Origin of the sequence: Salinibacterium amurskyense, assembly GCF_002797685.1 — a bacterium.
In the GTDB taxonomy this organism is placed as follows: domain Bacteria; phylum Actinomycetota; class Actinomycetes; order Actinomycetales; family Microbacteriaceae; genus Rhodoglobus; species Rhodoglobus amurskyensis.
Genome location: NZ_PGFH01000002.1, coordinates 39035 through 55829, shown reverse-complemented (window position 1 = coordinate 55829; position 16795 = coordinate 39035). Strand labels below are relative to the sequence as shown.

Sequence of the window (16795 nt, the reverse complement as noted above, 5' to 3'; positions counted from 1 at the left end):
GCCGAGTCGCCGTTCGTTGGATCAGAGGAGTGTGTCGAAGCCACCGATTACCGCTCCCAAACTTGTCACGATTGCACGCCACACGCCGGTGACCATGAGGAGACCGATCAGTACGAGCAGTGCTCCACCAATCAGGTTAATAAGACGAATGTGACGGCGCATCCACGCCACCGATCCGGTCGCCCAGTTGAGGCCGAGGGCCACCAAGAGGAACGGGATGCCGAGACCGAGACTGTAAGCAACACCGACGATAGCGGCCCGGCCGGGGTCGCCACCATCCAAAACCATGCTGCCGACAGCGATGAGAGTGGGGCCAACGCACGGAGTCCAGCCGAGGGCGAAGACGACGCCGAGCAGCGGTGCACCCGCGAGGCCGGTTGCGACCTTGAACTTCGGCTTGATCGTGCGCTGCGCGAAAGTGACTTGCCCGATGAACACGACACCCATCACGATCACGAGAGCACCGGCGATGCGGGTGATCAGGTCGAGCCAGGGCCGCAGCAAAAGGCCAGCTGTGCCGAAGAGCACGGTGAACGCCACAAACACCACGGTGAAGCCCAGAATGAATAGGCCGACGCCAAGGACAAGGCGCTTCGTGCTGCCTTTTTCCTCGTTGCTAGTGAAGCCGCCGATGTAGCCGAGGTAGCCCGGAACGAGCGGGAGAACGCAAGGCGACGCGAACGAAACGAGGCCCGCGAGCAGCGCGATCGGAATCGCGATAAGAAGGTTGCCGCCGAGAATGAGCTCGCCGACGGGATTAGACACTTACTGTTCCTCGGCGATGACAGAGTCGATCATCGCTGCGAGGATGCTCGGGTCACGCACGAGGCCGCTGATGCGGGCGGCGACGCGACCCTCGCGGTCCACCACGAGAGTGGTCGGCACCGCGTTGGGAGGCACGGAGCCGGCAAACGCCAACTGCACGCCCGCGGTCGTGGCATCCACGACAGAGGGGTAAGGGATGCCGAACTCGTCGGCGAAGGTAAGGGAGGTCTCCGCGGTATCTAAGACGTTGACGCCCAAGAACGGAACCTCGGTGTACTCCTCGCTGAGCTGAGCGAGGTCGGGAGCTTCGAGGCGGCACGGCGGGCAGCTGGAGTACCAGAAATTGACCACGTACACCGAGCCAGCGAAGTCGCTGCTGGATACTGTATCGCCGGTGTCGAGAGTGGCGTCGTACGTGATGGGTTCGTCGCGATTGTCGGCGGGGATCTCTACGGTCGAACCGTCGCCCGAAATGTAGCCTTCCTCCGAACCGTTCTGGTATTGCTCGGCAAGGGACTCGTTCGCGCTGGAACACGAAACCGTCGTGAGTGCGGCGAACGCCACAACAACGGCGATGAGACGGCGGTTCACACTGCTCCTAGATCGATGGATGCTGCGAGCAATTCTCCCGCAGGTTCCTGATAGTCAACCTCGACGAAATGGTCACCCTCGCGAGCGAGCGTCGTGACGCTCGACAGCGTGCAGCGACGGTTGCGAGGGTCGTGCGCCAAGCGCATCTTTTTGACGGAACGAGCGACCATCACGATAGGCAACTGGTGGCTGACCATGATCACTTCGCCACCCTCGGCAGCGGCCCACGCGTCATCGATAGCGGCGAGCATGCGCGCTTCGATGCTCACGTACGCCTCGCCCCAACTGGGCTTGAGCGGGTTGACGAGGTGCGGCCAGGCCCGCGGCTGCGTGAGAACCTTCGGAAATTGCAGGCGACCGCCCTCGAACCAGTTAGCCGGCTCGATGATGCGTTCTTCGGTCGTGATGGGCAATCCGTAGCGTTCCGACCACGGTTGCGCCGACTCTTGCGCGCGCTGCAGAGGGCTCGCGTAGAGCGCCGTGAGCGGCCGATCGGCGAAGCTTGCGGCGGCGACATCCGCCATCGTGTGACCGAGTTCACTGAGGTGATACCCGGGAAGACGGCCATAGAGAATGCGGTCTGGATTGTGCACTTCACCATGGCGGACGAGATGGATGAGGTCTGCTGGCACGGTATTCAGTCTACGTTGGCAGCCCTGCCGCACTTTCTCTCGCGTTATCCCTTGTAAACTCGGCGCTGTGACTACACGCACCCTTATTAAGAACTTGGCCGCCGCAAGCGATGGAGAGACCTCCGTTTCAGGTTGGGTCGACACTGTTCGAGATCAAAAGAAGGTGCAGTTCGTCGTACTGCGCGATGAGTCGGGTGCGGTGCAGCTTGTTCACCCCCGCTCGTTCAACGAAGACGGCACCCCGGCCGAGGACCCCCTCGCCGAGATCATCTCGGGGCTCGCTCAGGGCACCTTCCTCACCGCGAGCGGTGAGTTGAAGCACGACGAGCGCGTGAAACTCGGCGGCGTTGAAATCAAGCTTGCCGCTATCGAGATCGCCGCTGAGGCCATCCCCGAGACGCCGATTGCGGAAGACACCAGCGTTGACAAGCGCATGGACTGGCGCTTCCTCGACCTTCGTGTACCGCGCAACAACCTGATCTTCCGCATCCAGACCACGCTCGAGCACGCGTGGCGCACCTACTGGGTCGAGAACGACTTCATCGAGGTTCACACCCCCAAGCTCATGGCCAGCGCGAGCGAATCGAAGGCTGAGCTGTTCGAGGTCGACTACTTCGACACCAAGGCTTACTTGGCGCAAAGCCCCCAGTTCTTCAAGCAGATGGCTCAGTCCGCCGGCTTCGGCAAGATCTTCGAGATCGCCCCGAGCTTCCGTGCCGACCCCAGCTTCACCTCGCGTCACGCCACCGAGTTCACGATGGTTGACAGCGAGATCAGCTGGATCTCGAGCCACGAAGACGTCATGAACTTGCACGAAGAGCTCATGGTTGCCGGCTTCCAGGCTGTTAAAGACAAGCACGGCGACGAGATCGAGAAGCTGTTCGGCATCGAGATGACGGTGCCTACTCGCCCGTTCCCCCGCATCCCGCTGGCTGAGGCCAAGCAGATCGTCAGCGACCGTGGCTACACCGTGCCGCGCGCCGACGCCGACATGGACCCGGAGGGTGAGCGCCAGATCGCCGCGTACGTGAAAGAAACGTTCGATCACGACTTCGTGTTCTTGACCGACTACGCCGCCAGCATCCGCCCGTTTTACCACATGCGTCACGCGGATGATGCAGGTCTCACGAACAGCTACGACCTCGTGTTCAACGGCGTCGAGATTTCCACTGGCGCCCAGCGTGAGCACCGCGTTGACGTGTTGGAGGCGCAGATTCGCGACAAGGGAATGGACCCGGAGGAGCTCGACTTCTACCTCGATTTCTTCCGCTACGGCGTACCGCCGCACGGTGGATTCGGCATGGGCCTCGGTCGCGTACTGATGCTGCTGCTCGGGCTACCGAACCTGCGCGAAGCAACCTACCTGTTCCGCGGACCAACCCGCCTCACTCCGTAGCCGCCCTGTGGAGCTCGCGAGGGCCTCACAGTTCAACACACCGAACCCATAGCCAGCGCATAGCTCACTAAGGCAGGATGACGTCATGTCAAAGAAAATTGATGCTGCACTCAAGGATCTCAAGAAGGCACTCAACAAACACGCCGAGATAGTGGGCAGTTCTGCTGTTTCGCTCAAGAAGGCGCAGCGAGCAAGTGCGAAGGTGGCTGCGGCCGCAACCGCTTACGCCGAAGTTGTGCACTCCAAGAGCGGCATGGGAAACCCATTCGACGACATGCTCCAGCCGGGTCTCGACAGCGGAACGCTCGCGTCGCTAGCCGCTGAACGGGACTCGATCAAGAATCACATGACCGGCCCGATCAGCGTCAGCAAGTAGTTGTTCTAGGTCAGGTCTTCGATGCTGGCCCCGCCAGCGCTCTTGATGACTGACTCGACGGCGCTCTTGGCGGAGGCCTTCGCGACGTAGTTCTCGCTCACCGCGAGAGTTTGACCGTTGCTGGCAACGATGCGCCAGAAGAACGGCTGCGATTCACTTTTACCTTTGACGATTTGAAACTTCATCGTTTCCTCTTTCGATCCTCGTTTCGGCACCGCACCACAGCGCGGCCAGTGCCCCACAGCCTAGTGGGGTCGAATTTCTAGAATTCGAAGTCGACGCAGACGCGGTCGCGAGTGTGTGCTCCCACGATCGCCGCTGGACCGTCGTGCAGCGGGTGTGTTCCGTACGCAACGAGCGCCTCGGGCGATGTGTGCTCAGAGATGAGCACGACGTCCCAGTTCTTCTCAACGCTGCCCGCATCGTGGCGCACGATCAGGCTTTCGAGACCCTCGATCTGACCGGCTAGGGGCTCAAGGGCGGCGGCCATGGCATCCACAGCAGCCTTCTGTCCTTCGGGATCTTCAGCGATGAGCTTCCACATAACAACGTGACGGATCATTCGGTTTCCTCCAGTAGTGCGGCGCTCAAGCGCTGCGGTTCGACACGCCAAATGGTGTGTACGCGGTCGTTGATGAGCACCACGGGAATCTCATCCCAATACTGGGCGTGAAGCGCTTCGTCATCCAGAATCGACTGCTCAATGAGCTCGACCGAGCACTCTGCGGGCAGTTCCGCGATGACAGCATTAATCGTTTCGCGGGCGTCATCGCAGAGATGACAACCCGGTTTTCCAATTAATGTGAGACGTTTCGTGGGCACGGTCTTAGAATAATGCGAATGCACGAGGTAACGGCGCCCCCATCGAGCCATAACGCGGTTGTGGCTTTCTTCGACGTGGACAACACGCTGATGCGCGGCGCGAGTGCTTACTACCTCAGCAAGGAAGCGTGGCGACGAGGAATCGTGGGCTGGCGAGACATTGCGCGCTTCGCCTGGCACCAGTTTCGTTTCGTAGCGGTCGGTGAAAACCACAAGCACATGATGAACGCCCGCGAGCGCGCTCTCGAGATTGTGGGCGGCCACTCGATGCAGACGCTCATTGAGCTTGCCGAGACAATCTACGAACGCGACATTCTGCCGAACCTGTGGCCCGAGACCGTCGACCTCGCTAAGGAGCACCTCGCGAAAGGCCACGAAGTGTGGCTCATCACCGCAACGCCTCAGTTTGTGGCGCAAGTAATTGCCGAGCGCCTGGGCCTCACCGGAGCGCTGGGCACGCGCGTGCGCGCCGAAGACGGCCTTCTCACGGGCGAACTCGAGGGCCACGTGCTTCACGGCCCCGAAAAAGCCACTGTTGCCACAGAGCTCGCTGAGCGCGTGGGAGCCGACCTGGCAGAGTGCTGGGCATATTCAGACTCCAGCAACGACATCCCGCTGCTGAGCGCCGTCGGCAATCGTGTTGCCGTGAATGCGGATGTCAAGCTCACCCACCATGCACAAACAATGGGGTGGCAAATCATGCCCCTCAACCGCGCCGGCCTCAAAGAGGCGCGCAAACGCGTGAAGCGGCAAGCCAAGAGCGTTCGAAAAAGCTCCCGTTAACCTCAAACACCCGATCGTTCAGATGAACGCTCGGGTGTTTGAGCTGTGACCGTCTAGAAAGACGGTCACCTAGTCATTGGGACTAGTTACTTCTTGTTGCGACGCTGGTGGCGAGTCTTACGAAGCAGCTTGCGGTGCTTCTTCTTTGCCATACGCTTGCGACGCTTTTTGATGACTGAACCCATAGGAACCTCACTGATTTCTGAACGAACCGACCCGGTCCGATTCAGAACCGCGGAAAGACATACCGGAAGAGTTTACCGCACCGGGCGGGTTTTAAAGTCTCGGTGAACTGGGAACCAACCCAGAGCGAACGTTTGCCGCTAACCGACCTCAGAAATTGGGGGTGCAACAGCAGTTGCTACAGCCGATTCCGGGATGCGGAACGAGCGACCGAAGCGAACGGCAGGCAGTTCACCAGAGTGAACGAGTCGATACACGGTCATGTTCGAAACACGCATCATGTCCGCCACCTCAGCGACGGTGAGAAAGCGCATCTCAGAAAGATCCCGCGACATCGGACCAGCCCCTTTGGTTTGGCTACCGCGCGATTTTCACCAACTGCGCAGCGCCCTCAATAACTAAACGACGCACCCAGCATGTGACTGGAGTGCTAATCGGTAAGAATAGAGGCTGGTGTGACTCGCTGTCCACCCCTAATAACGCCTACGCGGCGCGCCTGAGGGCTAATCCTTGCCGAAGATGCGAGAGCGCACGGTGCCCGGGAGGTGCTTAGCGGCCTCCGTGACATCGTGCAGCGCGGAGCGAGCCTGGTGCGTGCGCTCGGCGACACGGCGACCGAAGTTGTCTCCGACATCCGCCCCCGACCAGGCAGCGAACGCGCCGGTCGATTCGCGAAGCTCGTCGTCGAAGTCGTCGTGGAAGTCCGCGCTCAAGAACGGGATCAACCAGTCTTCGACCTCTTCGAGAGGAGACGAGTCGAGGCGGTAATAGCGGTGCTGGCCGTCTTCACGCACCGACACCAACCCGTGGTCGCGCAGCACCTTCAGATGCTTGGATACGGTCGGTTGGCTCAAATCGAGCTTCTCGACAATCTCACTTACGCTGAGCTCGCCACTCGGAGATTCCGAGGCGATGTACTGCTCAAGCAGTACCGTCAAAAGGCTACGCCGGGTTGAATCGGCTACTACGTCAAAGATGTCGGCCATGAGAGACAGGGTACCGGGGCTTGCTGAGGAGTACCATTGCCTCCTGTGCGTGGGGAGATAATTAGATGAGTTCTTGGGCACCCATGCGTGCACACCCTCGTGAACGCAGCCTCCTTGCTCGCATTCGCGATGTGATCGATCGTTTCGCCGCTGCCACTCCCGCGCGTTTCGCGATCGCCATCTTCTCCGCACTCGTTGTCGTTCTGACCACGCTGCTCGTACTGCCCATCTCGGCTCGCGACGGTCAAGCCACTCCCCTCGTTGACGCCCTATTTACCGCTGTCTCTGCCATTTGTGTCACCGGGCTCACGACCGTCGACATGGCAACGCACTGGTCCGCCTTCGGAAATACGGCGATCCTGATCGGCCTGCAGGTGGGCGGTATCGGCGTCCTCACCCTCGCGAGCATGCTGGGCCTTGTGGTCTCACGCCGGCTCGGCTTGCGCCAGCGCCTCATCGCCGCGAGCGACACCAACCCCTCGCGCATCCACGTCGGCCCCGTCTCCGAGTCTCAAGCCATCCGCCTCGGTGAAATCGGCGGACTGCTGGCTACCGTCGCCATCAGCGCTCTCGCGATCGAGTTCGTTCTCGCCCTCGTGATCATCCCCCGCTTGCTGGTCGAAGGGTTCGACGTGTGGCCCGCCATCTGGCAGGGCTTCTACTTCGCAGCATCCGCCTTCACCAACACCGGCTTCGTTCCTGCGGCAAGCGGCATGGAAGCATTCGCGCAAGACCCGTGGATGCTCGGCGCGATCGGAACTGGCGTGTTCCTCGGCAGCCTCGGCTTTCCGGTGATCTTCGCGGTAGTTCGTAACCTCAAGGACGGCGCGCGTCTCTCGGTTCACGCTCGCCTCACCCTCTTCACCACGGTGTTATTGATCTTTATCGGGGCACTGGCCGTGCTGGTGCTCGAGTGGAACAACACCAACACCATCGGTGGGCAGAGTCTGATTTCTCGGCCCCTGACATCCACTTTCTTGTCGACCATGACGCGCTCGGGTGGATTCTCCACGATCGACATCGATGAGCTCAACGGGTCGACTCTGCTCGTTTTCGACATGCTGATGTTCGTCGGTGGCGGTTCTGCCTCGACCGCCGGCGGGATCAAAGTCACGACCCTGGCCGTGCTGTTCTTGGCCGCGCTGGCAGAAGCGCGCGGTGACAACGACATGCACGCCTTCGAGCGCCGCATCCCGACCGACGTGCTTCGCTTGGCCGTCAGCGTGACGCTGTGGGGAGCAACGATTGTCGCGGTGTCGACGATCGCGATTCTGCAAATCACGAAAGAGCCGCTCGACAGGGTGCTCTTTGACGTCATTTCAGCCTTTGCCACCTGTGGGCTCTCTACCGGCCTTACCGAGTCGCTGCCCGATAGCGGCAAGTACATCCTTGCCGCCACAATGTGGGCCGGACGAGTGGGAACAGTTACTCTGGCGGCAGCCCTTGCGGCCAGTCAGCGCCGTCAATTGTTCACGAGAGCAGAAGAGAGGCCCATCGTTGGTTGACAAGATTCCGCACAATGCGCCGGTCCTAGTGATCGGACTCGGCCGCTTCGGAGCGGCAACCGCCGGTCAGCTGCAGCGCCTCGACCGCGAAGTTCTCGCCGTCGATGCCGACCTCAGCCTCGTGCAGAAGTGGTCGGAGCGCGTCACTCACGCCGTGCAGACCGACGCCCGCAGCCTGGATGCTCTTCAGCAGATCGGCGCGCAGGACTTCTCCATCGCGGTGGTCGCCGTCGGTTCCTCGATCGAAGCAAGCGTGCTCATCACCGCCAACCTCGTTGACCTCAAGATTCCCCAGATTTGGGCCAAGGCCATCAGCCGATCGCACGGCAAGATCTTGAACCGCATCGGCGCCAACCACGTGATCTACCCCGAAGCCGAAGCCGGCGAGCGCGTAGCTCACTTGGTATCGGGCCGGATGATCGACTTCATCGAGTTCGATGATGACTTCGCCATCGTGAAGATGTATCCCCCGAAGCCCATCCGCGGCCTGCCGTTGAGCGAGTCGCAAGTGCGCCGCAAGTACGGCATCACCGTGGTCGGTGTGAAGTCTCCGGGCAAGGAATTCACCTACGCAACGCCCGAGACCGTGATCTCCAACCACGACCTCGTGATCGTCAGCGGCAATTCCGAAGACATCGAAAAGTTTGCGACTCTCGCAACCTAGCCCCGTTCGTGGACTGATCTGCGGCCGCCCGCTACCTGTATCTTGATTCCGTGAGCAAAAAACGGGCGACCCCGGGGTCGCAGACTTCGCTCCGCGAAGCTAACCGCGCTCGCATCATCGACGCGGTGAAGCACCATGGTGGCCTCACGCAGATCGAACTGGCCGGTGTCACCGGGCTCTCCCCCGCCACCGTCTCCAACATTGTGAAAGAGCTCGTCACTGCTGGCGTGCTCGCCACAACAATGAGCACGCGCAGCGGTCGACGCGCCCATCAAGTCACTCTTGCTCGCGCACTCGGTCTGGTGGTTGGCGTGCATTTCTCCGAGCGCCACATGCGAGTAGCGCTTTCGGACGTCGCCCACACGGTTGTCGCCGAACATCACATGCCGCTCGCGAAAGACCATCGCGCCGACAACGAACTCAACCGTGCTGCCCAGCTCATCACCGACATGCTCGAGTCTGTCGATGCCACCCATGACGAGATTCTGGCGGTGGGACTCGCGATGCCCGCTCCGATGGATGCCGCGACGGGCATCATCTCGCGCACCGGGATCATGCGCGGCTGGGACGGTGTTCCGGTCGCGGAATCACTCGGCATCCGCCTGAACAGCCCGGTGTACGTTGACAACAACGCCAATCTGGGGGCGCTGGCCGAGTTCCGCTCGGGTGCCCTGCGCGGCAAGCCCAACTCGCTCTATGTGAGCATCGACGACGGTATCGGTGCCGGCCTCATCCTCAACGGTGCAGTATTCCGTGGCCATCACGGCGCAGCCGGCGAATTTGGGCATATGGTGCTCGATGAAGACGGTGCCCTGTGCCGGTGTGGCAATCGCGGATGCCTCGAAACTCTCGCCGGCGGTCAAGCCATCGTCGAGTCGGTGCGCACGGGCCGTCGCGGTCTCAAGCTGCACGATGTTGTGGTGCGGGCAATCGCCGGGGATAGCGCGTGCATCCGGGCCATCGCCGACGCGGGACGCCACCTCGGCATCGCCGCGGGCAACCTCAGCAATGTCTTCGACCCCGAACGCATCGCGGTCGGCGGCGAACTCTCGCAGGCGGGCGAGCTCCTACTCGGCCCCATGCGCCACGCGATGGAACGCTCGGTGATCGTGGGTTCGGGGCAGGCCGCCGACCTCGTACAGAGCCAACTCGGGCCGCGCAGCGAACTGCTGGGCTCAATTGCGTTCGCAATTGACCAACTCTCCATCGGATCCGGAACCACTCTCTCGGCAGACACCTCGGACTCGGACGACTCATGATCCGCACCCGCTCGCGCCTGCTGCGCGTGATCGCCTCCGCCGTGCTCGTGATGCTCGCCCTGAGCGGCTGCGGGCTCGTGATGCCGAACACTGGCTCAGATGGGTCGCGCACGATTGCCCTGCTGCTGCCCGAATCGAAGACGGCGCGCTACGAGGCGTACGATCGCCCGTTCTTTGAGGCGAAGGTGGCCGAACTGTGCCCCGAGTGCGACGTGATTTATGCCAACGCCGACCAAGACCCGGCCAAGCAACAGCAGCAGGCAGAATCGGCTTTTGCTCAAGGCATTAGCGTGCTCGTGCTCGACCCCGTCGACTCCTCGGCAGCAGTGACAATCGTGGCCACTGCTCAGTCGTACAAGGTGCCCGTGATCTCATACGACCGCCTGATCGGCAGCCCCGAGCTAGCCTTTTGGGTGTCCTTCGACAACGAGAAAGTCGGCGCACTGCAGGGCAAGGCCCTCGTCGAACGCCTCGCCGACCAGGGCCTGTCGTCTGGCAACATCGTGATGATCAACGGTTCCCCCACCGACAACAACTCACGACTCTTCAAGCGCGGCGCCCACAACGTGATCGACGGCAGCGCCTTCACCGTCGTCGCCGAGTTCGACACCCCCGACTGGAGTCCCGACAAAGCCCAAGAGTGGATGGCGAGCCAAGTCACGCAGTACGGCGACAGCCTGGTGGGGGTCTACGCCGCCAACGACGCCACGGCCGGCGGAGCGATCGCAGCGCTCAAAGCGGGCGGAGTGACCCCGCTGCCTCCCGTCACGGGCCAGGATGCCGAACTCACCGCGATTCAGCGCATCGTGAGCGGCGACCAGTACATGACCATCTACAAGGACCTCAAGCGTGAGGCCGAGATTGCGGCCACCCACGCGGTTGCTCTCCTCAACGGCGAACAGTTGATCGGTCAGAGCCCCGAGACCAACGGCATCCCGACCACGTTGCTGACGCCCGTGATCGTGACAATCGACAACATCATGGAGACCGTAGTGGCCGACGGTTTTTACACGGTCGAGCAAATTTGCACGGCGGAGTATGCGGCTGCGTGTGCGGCGGCGGGGATTCAATGATGATCCACGGCAGCGCCAGTGAACACTCGCCCACACGCACCCCCACACCCACACCCACACCCACGCATGAACTCAAGGAAGAGAGCATCTTATGACCGAGGTCACCCCGGCCAGTTCAGACGATGAACCGATCCTGTCGCTGCGCGGAATCAGCAAGCAGTTTGGCGCCATCAACGCCCTAAACGACGTGTCGCTCGACATCTACCCCGGCGAGGTTGTTGCGATCGTGGGCGACAACGGTGCGGGAAAGTCGACGCTCGTGAAGGTACTGGCGGGCGTGCATCCGGCCAGCTCGGGCACTATTACGTACCGCGGTGACGAAGTGTCGCTGGCGAACCCCACCGACGCCCGCGACCTCGGTATCGCCACGGTGTTTCAAGACTTAGCCCTCTGCGACAACCTCGACGTTGTCTCCAACCTGTTCTTGGGGCGCGAGTTGGGCCGCAGTGCTCTCGATGAAGTTGAGATGGAACAGCAGACGTGGGCGCTGCTCCGTCAGTTGTCCGCCAAGATTCCGTCGGTGCGCACTCCGGTCGCGGGTCTCTCGGGCGGGCAGCGGCAGACCGTTGCCATTGCGCGCTCGCTCATCGGTAACCCGTCGATTGTGGTGTTGGATGAGCCCACCGCCGCCCTCGGCGTTGCGCAGACTGCTGAGGTGCTGAACCTTATTGAGCACCTCCGCGAGCGCGGTCACGGCATTGTGCTCGTGAGCCACAACATGGCGGACGTGCAGGCTGTCGCCGACCGCGTGGTCGTGCTGCGACTCGGTCGCAACAATGGCGACTTCGCCGTCGCCGACGTGACTTACGAAGACATCATCGCGGCGATCACCGGCGCCACCGATAATGCTGTGAGCCGGCGGGCCGGGATGACCGGGGCGACGTTTACTCGCGTGAAGGAGGGACTCAGCTCATGAGCACTTCTGAGAACCGCCCGCCAACGAACAACACGCCTGCCGTTGACCTTCCGCCCGCTACGGGAATCGCCGAGTCCTGGGCGGCGTTCCGCTCGCGGGTGCGCGGTGGCGACCTCGGAGCTATTCCCGTCGTGGTCGGCCTTGCGCTCATCTGGACGATCTTCCAGATTCTGAACCCAACCTTTTTGTCGAGCGCCAACCTCGTGAACCTCGCCATGCAGTCAGCCGCCTTGGGCACGATTGCCCTCGGTGTCGTGCTCGTTCTGTTGCTCGCCCAGATCGACCTCTCGGTTGGCTCGCTCTCCGGCCTCGCCGCCGCGATTCTCGCTGTCACCTTCACCCAACTGGGCTGGCCGCTCATCGCTGCCATCGCTGCGGCGCTCGCCGCTGGCGCGATCTTCGGATGGTTTTATGGCTTCTTACTGACGCGCTTCGGCGTTCCGAGTTTCGTCATCACTCTCGCCGGCCTTCTCGGTGTTCTCGGCCTGCAGCTCTGGGTACTGGGCAAGCTCGGCTCGATCAACATCCCCTTCGATTCGTGGATCGTGCAATTCGCCCAGCTCATGTTCTTGCCCGCGTGGCTCTCGTACGTGCTCGCCGGAGTCGCGACGCTCGCCTACGTGGGCGCCCATCTCTCGCTCGCGAATCGTCGCAGCCGCGCGGGGCTGTTGCCCGAGTCACGAACCGCGATCCTGCTCCGCGGCGCCCTGATGATCGTCGCCCTACTCTTCGGTGCGTGGTACCTCAATACCGATCGCGGCATCGGGCTCATGTTCCTGCTCTTCATCGTGCTCGTGATCGCGATGGACTTCGCGCTCAAGCGCACGCGCTGGGGGCGCTCCATCTATGCGGTCGGCGGCAACGTCGAAGCAGCCCGGCGTGCCGGCATCCGCGTTGATCGGGTCTACATTTCTGTCTTCATGGTCAGCGCGACGCTCGCCGCACTCGGTGGCATCTTGGCGGCATCACGCCTGGCCGCCGCCAACCAGAGCAGTGGTGGCGGAGACACGAACCTCACCGCCATCGCGGCAGCCGTCATCGGCGGTGCCAGCCTCTTCGGCGGTCGCGGAAGTGCGTGGTCGGCCCTGCTGGGAATCGTCGTCATTCAATCGATCTCAAGTGGCCTCACGCTACTCAGCCTCGACTCCTCGGTGCGCTACATGGTCACGGGCGCAGTGCTGCTGCTCGCCGTGATCATCGATTCGATGTCACGACGCTCGCGCGCGCTGCACGGCCGCTTCTAAACGCACCCGTGCCCGCTCGCGGTCGCTTGTGGAAGTAGCTGCGCTAGCCCGCAGCGAGCTCCTTGGCGCGAGCCAGAGCCGCAGCGGTAGCGCGGTCGAAGATCGCCTTGAGGTCGGCGGCCTGCAGTTGCTCCACAGCGCGCTCGGTCGTTCCCTTGGGGCTCGTAACCTGCTTACGCAGTTGCGCCGGAGAGCTGTCGGATGACGCCAGCAGAGCAAGAGAACCCTCGAACGTTCCCGCCACCAACGTCAGTGCCTGCTCGGGCGTGAACCCCATGTCTTCGGCGGTGCGAGCGAACTCTTCGAGAATCAAGAACACGTAGGCGGGGCCGGATCCCGAGATGGTGCTGAGCGCATCAATCTGAGATTCGGGAGTTTCAATGACAGTGCCGACTGTCTCGAACACGGCGCGACCAATCGCGAGGTCATCTTCGGTGGCGCGCGACCCAGCACTCACCCCCGTCACGGCCTTACCGACGATGGCGGGAGTGTTGGGCATGGCCCGCAACACGACGTTGTCGACGATGGCTTCCATCCGCGCCGTCGTGACACCAGCGGCAACGCTGATGACGATCGCATCGGGTTCCAAGAAAGGCTTGAGCTCGGCGAGAGTGTCGGGGATCATCGCGGGCTTCACGCCCAACATGACGACCTTGGCGCCCTTCACGGCGCGAGCATTGCCATCCGGAGTATTCTCCAAGGCAAACGATTCGACACCGTCCGAGCGCACCGCGGCAGCCTTCGCTTCCGTGCGGTTCGTGACGCGGATGCCCCCACTGACGGTCACTGAAGGGTCAAGTAAACCCGACAGGATGGCACCTCCCATTGATCCGGCGCCGACAATTGCAATGCTAGGAAGGGAAGTAGTCACGTGAACATCCTAGGATTGATCGCATGAGCGCGTCAGGCGGAACCAAAGCAATCCTCGCGGCGATGGCGGCGAACGGCGGAATTGCCGTGACCAAATTCATTGCCTTCTTGATTTCGGGGTCCAGTTCGATGCTCGCGGAGAGCGTGCACTCCGTTGCAGACACCAGCAATCAGGCCCTCCTGCTGCTCGGTGGCAAGCAAGCGAAGAAGCATGCGGATGCCGAGCATCCGTTCGGTTACGGCCGCGAGCGCTACGTCTACGCCTTCGTCGTTTCGATCATCCTGTTCTCCGTCGGTGGCGTGTTCTCGCTCTACGAGGGCATTCACAAGCTGCAAGATCCCCACCCGCTTGAGCAAGCCTGGCTGCCCATCACGGTGCTGCTCATCGCGATTGTGCTCGAAGGTTTCTCGCTGCGCACCGCCGTGAAAGAGTCGAACCTCGTGCGCGGTAAGCAGAGCTGGATTTCGTTTGTCCGTCACGCGAAAGCTCCCGAGCTTCCCGTAGTGCTGCTCGAAGACGTTGCCGCTGAAATCGGTCTCGTGCTCGCCCTCTTCGGCGTCGGTCTCACGGTCATTACGGGCGACTCAACCTGGGATGCCATCGGCACGATCGCCATCGGTATTCTGCTGATCATCGTCGCGATCATCCTCGGTATCGAGACCAAGAGTTTGCTCGTGGGCGAAGGCGCGACGGTGAAGCAGCGCAACACCATCCGCGACGCCATCAACGCGCACCCCGACGTTCGCTCGCTCATCCACATGAAGACGCTCTACCTCGGCCCCGAAGAGCTCATGGTCGCCGCCAAGGTCGACTTCGGCGCTCAGACCCGACTGGTGGATGTTGCTGCCAGCATCGATAGCGTGGAGAAAGAGATCCGCGAGGCCGAGCCCATGGCCCGCGTTATTTACATCGAACCCGACGTCTACCGCCGCCCACCCGAAGCCGCTCCGCCCACGGACACCATCGTCATCGTGGGCAACGACTAAGAAAGATCGCTTTTCATGGAAACCCTTGACCTCGTTCGGTCCCTGCTGCTCATTACTCACATCCTCGGACTCGCGCTGATTCTGGGATCGTTCTTCTTGCAGATGCGTCGCAAGAAGAGCTTCGAGTTCGGCACCATGCTGATCGGTGCAATTACTCAGCTCGTCACGGGTCTCGCCCTTGTCGGCGTTCTGCAGGCCAGCGACGCCGACGTGAACAACGCGAAGATTGCAGTGAAGACGGCCTTTGCCGTTGTTGTACTCGTCGCCGTGTTGGTTGCTCGAGCGCGCCAGGCCAAGGCTCTGGCGAATGGCGGCAACGAGAAGGCGGCGCTACCGTTCCTGCATCTTGCGGGCATGGGCGCGCTCATCAACGTATTCGTTGCGGTGCTCTGGCACTAGGTAACTAGCAACAAGCGCCTCGCGAGCGAGCGGGCGCTAGCGTCGGGCTTCGAAAAAGTCCGTCAGCAGCGCAGCACATTCAGCCTCTTGGATGCCCGCCACAACCTCGACCTTGTGCGGAAGCCGGCGGTCACGCAGCAAATCGTTAACGCTGCCTGATGCGCCGGCTTTTTCGTCCCACGCCCCAAACACCACGCGCGGGATGCGCGCCTGCAGAATCGCGCCAGCACACATCGTGCACGGCTCCAGTGTGACCACGAGAGTCATGGAGTCGAGCCGCCACGAACCGGTGGCCGCGGCAGCTGCTCGGATTGCCACTACCTCGGCGTGCGCCGTGGGGTCGCCCGTGAGCTCCCGCTCATTGCGCCCGATGGAGACGAGATTGTCGTTCTGATCGAAGACCAGAGCAGCGACCGGAACGTCGGCAGAATCGGCCGTGAGCATGGCCTCAGCGATGGCCCGTGTCATCCATTGATCGAACTTTGTCACGATCGGTTCTCCAAGTGGTCCGTACCTCAAGTAGATTTAGCCTATGCGAGTTCACGTTGCCGACCACCCGCTCATCACGCACAAGCTCACCGTGCTGCGCGACAAGAACACCGCCGCCCCCACTTTCCGGGCGCTAACGGAAGAGCTCGTCACGCTTTTGGCGTACGAAGCCACCCGTTCAGTGCGCGTTGAAGAGGTCGACATCGAGACCCCCGTCACCGCGACGAAGGGTGTGGCCATCAGCTCGCCCAAGCCGCTCGTCGTGCCGATTCTTCGTGCCGGTCTCGGAATGCTCGAAGGAATGGTCAAGCTCGTTCCCACTGCCGAAGTTGGATTCTTGGGCATGGTGCGCAACGAAGAAACTCTGCAGCCCGACACCTACGCCGAGCGTCTGCCCGACGACCTCTCGAACCGCCAGTGCTTCGTACTCGACCCCATGCTCGCTACCGGTGGCTCGCTCATCGCGGCTATTCAGTACCTGCTTGACCGCGGTGCTACCGACGTCACGGCTGTCTGCATCCTCGGCGCCCCCGAAGGCCTTGCTGCGCTCGAGAAGGCCATGGGCGACCAAGATGTCACGATCGTGCTCGGAGCACTCGATGAGCGCCTCAACGAGAACGGCTACATCGTTCCCGGTCTCGGCGACGCCGGCGACCGCCTGTACGGCCTCGTCTAGCCGCACATTTTTCGCGCGCGTAACTTGACAGACGCGCGCTGCATGAAACATAGTTGCAGTCATGACCGTACACACTCGCGACCTGACCGCCCCCGTGGCTTCCAGGACCGCTGGCGCACTGCTTTCGAGCACCGTGCCGGCAAGCGCGATGCTGTGTTGTCGAATGTGTGCCTAGTAGG

General features: G+C 61.9%; 23 protein-coding genes. 12 read left to right on the top strand and 11 right to left on the bottom strand.

The window, feature by feature from the left end:
* Nucleotides 1–21 precede the first annotated feature (21 nt).
* The 3 genes from CLV85_RS09395 to CLV85_RS09385 are packed head-to-tail and all read right to left on the bottom strand — an operon-like array spanning nucleotide 22 to nucleotide 1988.
* Nucleotides 22–765 carry a cytochrome c biogenesis CcdA family protein gene (locus CLV85_RS09395; protein ID WP_100389385.1) on the bottom strand — a complete coding sequence of 248 codons (744 nt, stop codon included), beginning with the start codon at nucleotides 763–765 and terminating at the stop codon, nucleotides 22–24.
* Complete coding sequence (locus tag CLV85_RS09390; RefSeq protein WP_100389384.1) at nucleotides 766–1356, bottom strand: TlpA family protein disulfide reductase; 591 nt, start codon at nucleotides 1354–1356, stop codon at nucleotides 766–768.
* Complete coding sequence (locus CLV85_RS09385) at nucleotides 1353–1988, bottom strand: histidine phosphatase family protein (RefSeq protein WP_100389383.1); 636 nt, start codon at nucleotides 1986–1988, stop codon at nucleotides 1353–1355. Before CLV85_RS09385 ends, CLV85_RS09390 begins: the two co-directional genes overlap by 4 nt.
* A gap of 67 nt (nucleotides 1989–2055) precedes the next feature.
* Between CLV85_RS09385 and aspS the strand changes: the two genes are divergently transcribed.
* Together aspS and CLV85_RS09375 are read left to right on the top strand one after the other, a co-directional pair.
* Nucleotides 2056–3384: an aspartate--tRNA(Asn) ligase gene (gene aspS, locus CLV85_RS09380; RefSeq protein ID WP_100389382.1), complete on the top strand. Its 1329-nt coding sequence runs from the start codon at nucleotides 2056–2058 to the stop codon at nucleotides 3382–3384.
* Between the two features lie 85 nt (nucleotides 3385–3469).
* Complete coding sequence (locus tag CLV85_RS09375; protein WP_100389381.1) at nucleotides 3470–3760, top strand: hypothetical protein; 291 nt, start codon at nucleotides 3470–3472, stop codon at nucleotides 3758–3760.
* A 5-nt stretch (nucleotides 3761–3765) separates the two neighbouring features.
* On the opposite strand, the gene CLV85_RS09370 is transcribed toward CLV85_RS09375, so the two are convergent.
* The 3 genes from CLV85_RS09370 to CLV85_RS09360 form a co-directional block, all read right to left on the bottom strand.
* On the bottom strand, nucleotides 3766–3945 hold the full coding sequence (locus CLV85_RS09370) for a YegP family protein (RefSeq protein WP_100389380.1): 180 nt from the start codon (nucleotides 3943–3945) through the stop codon (nucleotides 3766–3768).
* Nucleotides 3946–4022: 77 nt separating this feature from the next.
* The gene (locus CLV85_RS09365; protein ID WP_100389379.1) at nucleotides 4023–4322 is read right to left on the bottom strand and encodes a Dabb family protein; all 300 of its coding nucleotides are present in this window, start codon (nucleotides 4320–4322) and stop codon (nucleotides 4023–4025) included.
* On the bottom strand, nucleotides 4319–4582 hold the full coding sequence (locus CLV85_RS09360) for a glutaredoxin family protein (protein ID WP_229820571.1): 264 nt from the start codon (nucleotides 4580–4582) through the stop codon (nucleotides 4319–4321). The genes CLV85_RS09365 and CLV85_RS09360 overlap by 4 nt, the downstream gene beginning before the upstream one ends.
* An 18-nt stretch (nucleotides 4583–4600) precedes the next feature.
* Here CLV85_RS09360 and CLV85_RS09355 point away from each other — a divergent pair, with 18 nt between their 5' ends.
* The gene (locus CLV85_RS09355; RefSeq protein ID WP_100389377.1) at nucleotides 4601–5365 is read left to right on the top strand and encodes an HAD family hydrolase; all 765 of its coding nucleotides are present in this window, start codon (nucleotides 4601–4603) and stop codon (nucleotides 5363–5365) included.
* An 86-nt stretch (nucleotides 5366–5451) separates the two neighbouring features.
* Here the strand turns inward: CLV85_RS09355 and CLV85_RS09350 are convergent, their stop codons facing one another.
* From CLV85_RS09350 to CLV85_RS09340, 3 genes are all read right to left on the bottom strand, one after another.
* Nucleotides 5452–5550, bottom strand: coding sequence for a 30S ribosomal protein bS22 (locus tag CLV85_RS09350; protein ID WP_003792170.1), 99 nt, complete (start codon nucleotides 5548–5550; stop codon nucleotides 5452–5454).
* Between the two features lie 138 nt (nucleotides 5551–5688).
* Nucleotides 5689–5883 (bottom strand): helix-turn-helix domain-containing protein, encoded by a 195-nt coding sequence (locus CLV85_RS09345; protein WP_100389376.1) that lies wholly within the window; start codon nucleotides 5881–5883, stop codon nucleotides 5689–5691.
* A gap of 168 nt (nucleotides 5884–6051) precedes the next feature.
* The gene (locus CLV85_RS09340; protein WP_100389375.1) at nucleotides 6052–6534 is read right to left on the bottom strand and encodes an ArsR/SmtB family transcription factor; all 483 of its coding nucleotides are present in this window, start codon (nucleotides 6532–6534) and stop codon (nucleotides 6052–6054) included.
* Between the two features lie 65 nt (nucleotides 6535–6599).
* Here CLV85_RS09340 and CLV85_RS09335 point away from each other — a divergent pair, with 65 nt between their 5' ends.
* The 6 genes from CLV85_RS09335 to CLV85_RS09310 all read left to right on the top strand — a co-directional run bounded on the left by CLV85_RS09335 (nucleotide 6600) and on the right by CLV85_RS09310 (nucleotide 13195).
* A complete protein-coding gene (locus CLV85_RS09335; RefSeq protein ID WP_100389374.1) occupies nucleotides 6600–8039 on the top strand; it encodes a TrkH family potassium uptake protein in 1440 nt (479 codons plus the stop codon).
* Nucleotides 8032–8703: a potassium channel family protein gene (locus tag CLV85_RS09330; RefSeq protein ID WP_100389373.1), complete on the top strand. Its 672-nt coding sequence runs from the start codon at nucleotides 8032–8034 to the stop codon at nucleotides 8701–8703. Before CLV85_RS09335 ends, CLV85_RS09330 begins: the two co-directional genes overlap by 8 nt.
* A gap of 50 nt (nucleotides 8704–8753) precedes the next feature.
* A complete protein-coding gene (locus CLV85_RS09325) occupies nucleotides 8754–9962 on the top strand; it encodes an ROK family transcriptional regulator (protein WP_100389372.1) in 1209 nt (402 codons plus the stop codon).
* The gene (locus CLV85_RS09320; protein WP_100389371.1) at nucleotides 9959–11035 is read left to right on the top strand and encodes an ABC transporter substrate-binding protein; all 1077 of its coding nucleotides are present in this window, start codon (nucleotides 9959–9961) and stop codon (nucleotides 11033–11035) included. Before CLV85_RS09325 ends, CLV85_RS09320 begins: the two co-directional genes overlap by 4 nt.
* A 91-nt stretch (nucleotides 11036–11126) precedes the next feature.
* A complete protein-coding gene (locus CLV85_RS09315; RefSeq protein ID WP_100389370.1) occupies nucleotides 11127–11951 on the top strand; it encodes an ATP-binding cassette domain-containing protein in 825 nt (274 codons plus the stop codon).
* A complete protein-coding gene (locus CLV85_RS09310; protein ID WP_100389369.1) occupies nucleotides 11948–13195 on the top strand; it encodes a sugar ABC transporter permease in 1248 nt (415 codons plus the stop codon). Before CLV85_RS09315 ends, CLV85_RS09310 begins: the two co-directional genes overlap by 4 nt.
* Before the next feature lie 43 nt (nucleotides 13196–13238).
* Here the strand turns inward: CLV85_RS09310 and proC are convergent, their stop codons facing one another.
* The gene (proC, locus tag CLV85_RS09305) at nucleotides 13239–14066 is read right to left on the bottom strand and encodes a pyrroline-5-carboxylate reductase (RefSeq protein ID WP_100389368.1); all 828 of its coding nucleotides are present in this window, start codon (nucleotides 14064–14066) and stop codon (nucleotides 13239–13241) included.
* A gap of 23 nt (nucleotides 14067–14089) precedes the next feature.
* Here proC and CLV85_RS09300 point away from each other — a divergent pair, with 23 nt between their 5' ends.
* Nucleotides 14090–15052 carry a cation diffusion facilitator family transporter gene (locus CLV85_RS09300; protein WP_100389367.1) on the top strand — a complete coding sequence of 321 codons (963 nt, stop codon included), beginning with the start codon at nucleotides 14090–14092 and terminating at the stop codon, nucleotides 15050–15052.
* 15 nt (nucleotides 15053–15067) lie between these two features.
* A complete protein-coding gene (locus CLV85_RS09295; protein WP_100389366.1) occupies nucleotides 15068–15451 on the top strand; it encodes a hypothetical protein in 384 nt (127 codons plus the stop codon).
* 36 nt (nucleotides 15452–15487) lie between these two features.
* Here the strand turns inward: CLV85_RS09295 and CLV85_RS09290 are convergent, their stop codons facing one another.
* Entirely contained in the window at nucleotides 15488–15940 is a 453-nt protein-coding gene (locus CLV85_RS09290) for a nucleoside deaminase (RefSeq protein ID WP_373296762.1), read from the bottom strand.
* 43 nt (nucleotides 15941–15983) lie between these two features.
* Here CLV85_RS09290 and upp point away from each other — a divergent pair, with 43 nt between their 5' ends.
* Entirely contained in the window at nucleotides 15984–16616 is a 633-nt protein-coding gene (gene upp / locus CLV85_RS09285) for a uracil phosphoribosyltransferase (protein ID WP_100389364.1), read from the top strand.
* Nucleotides 16617–16795: the final 179 nt, after the last annotated feature.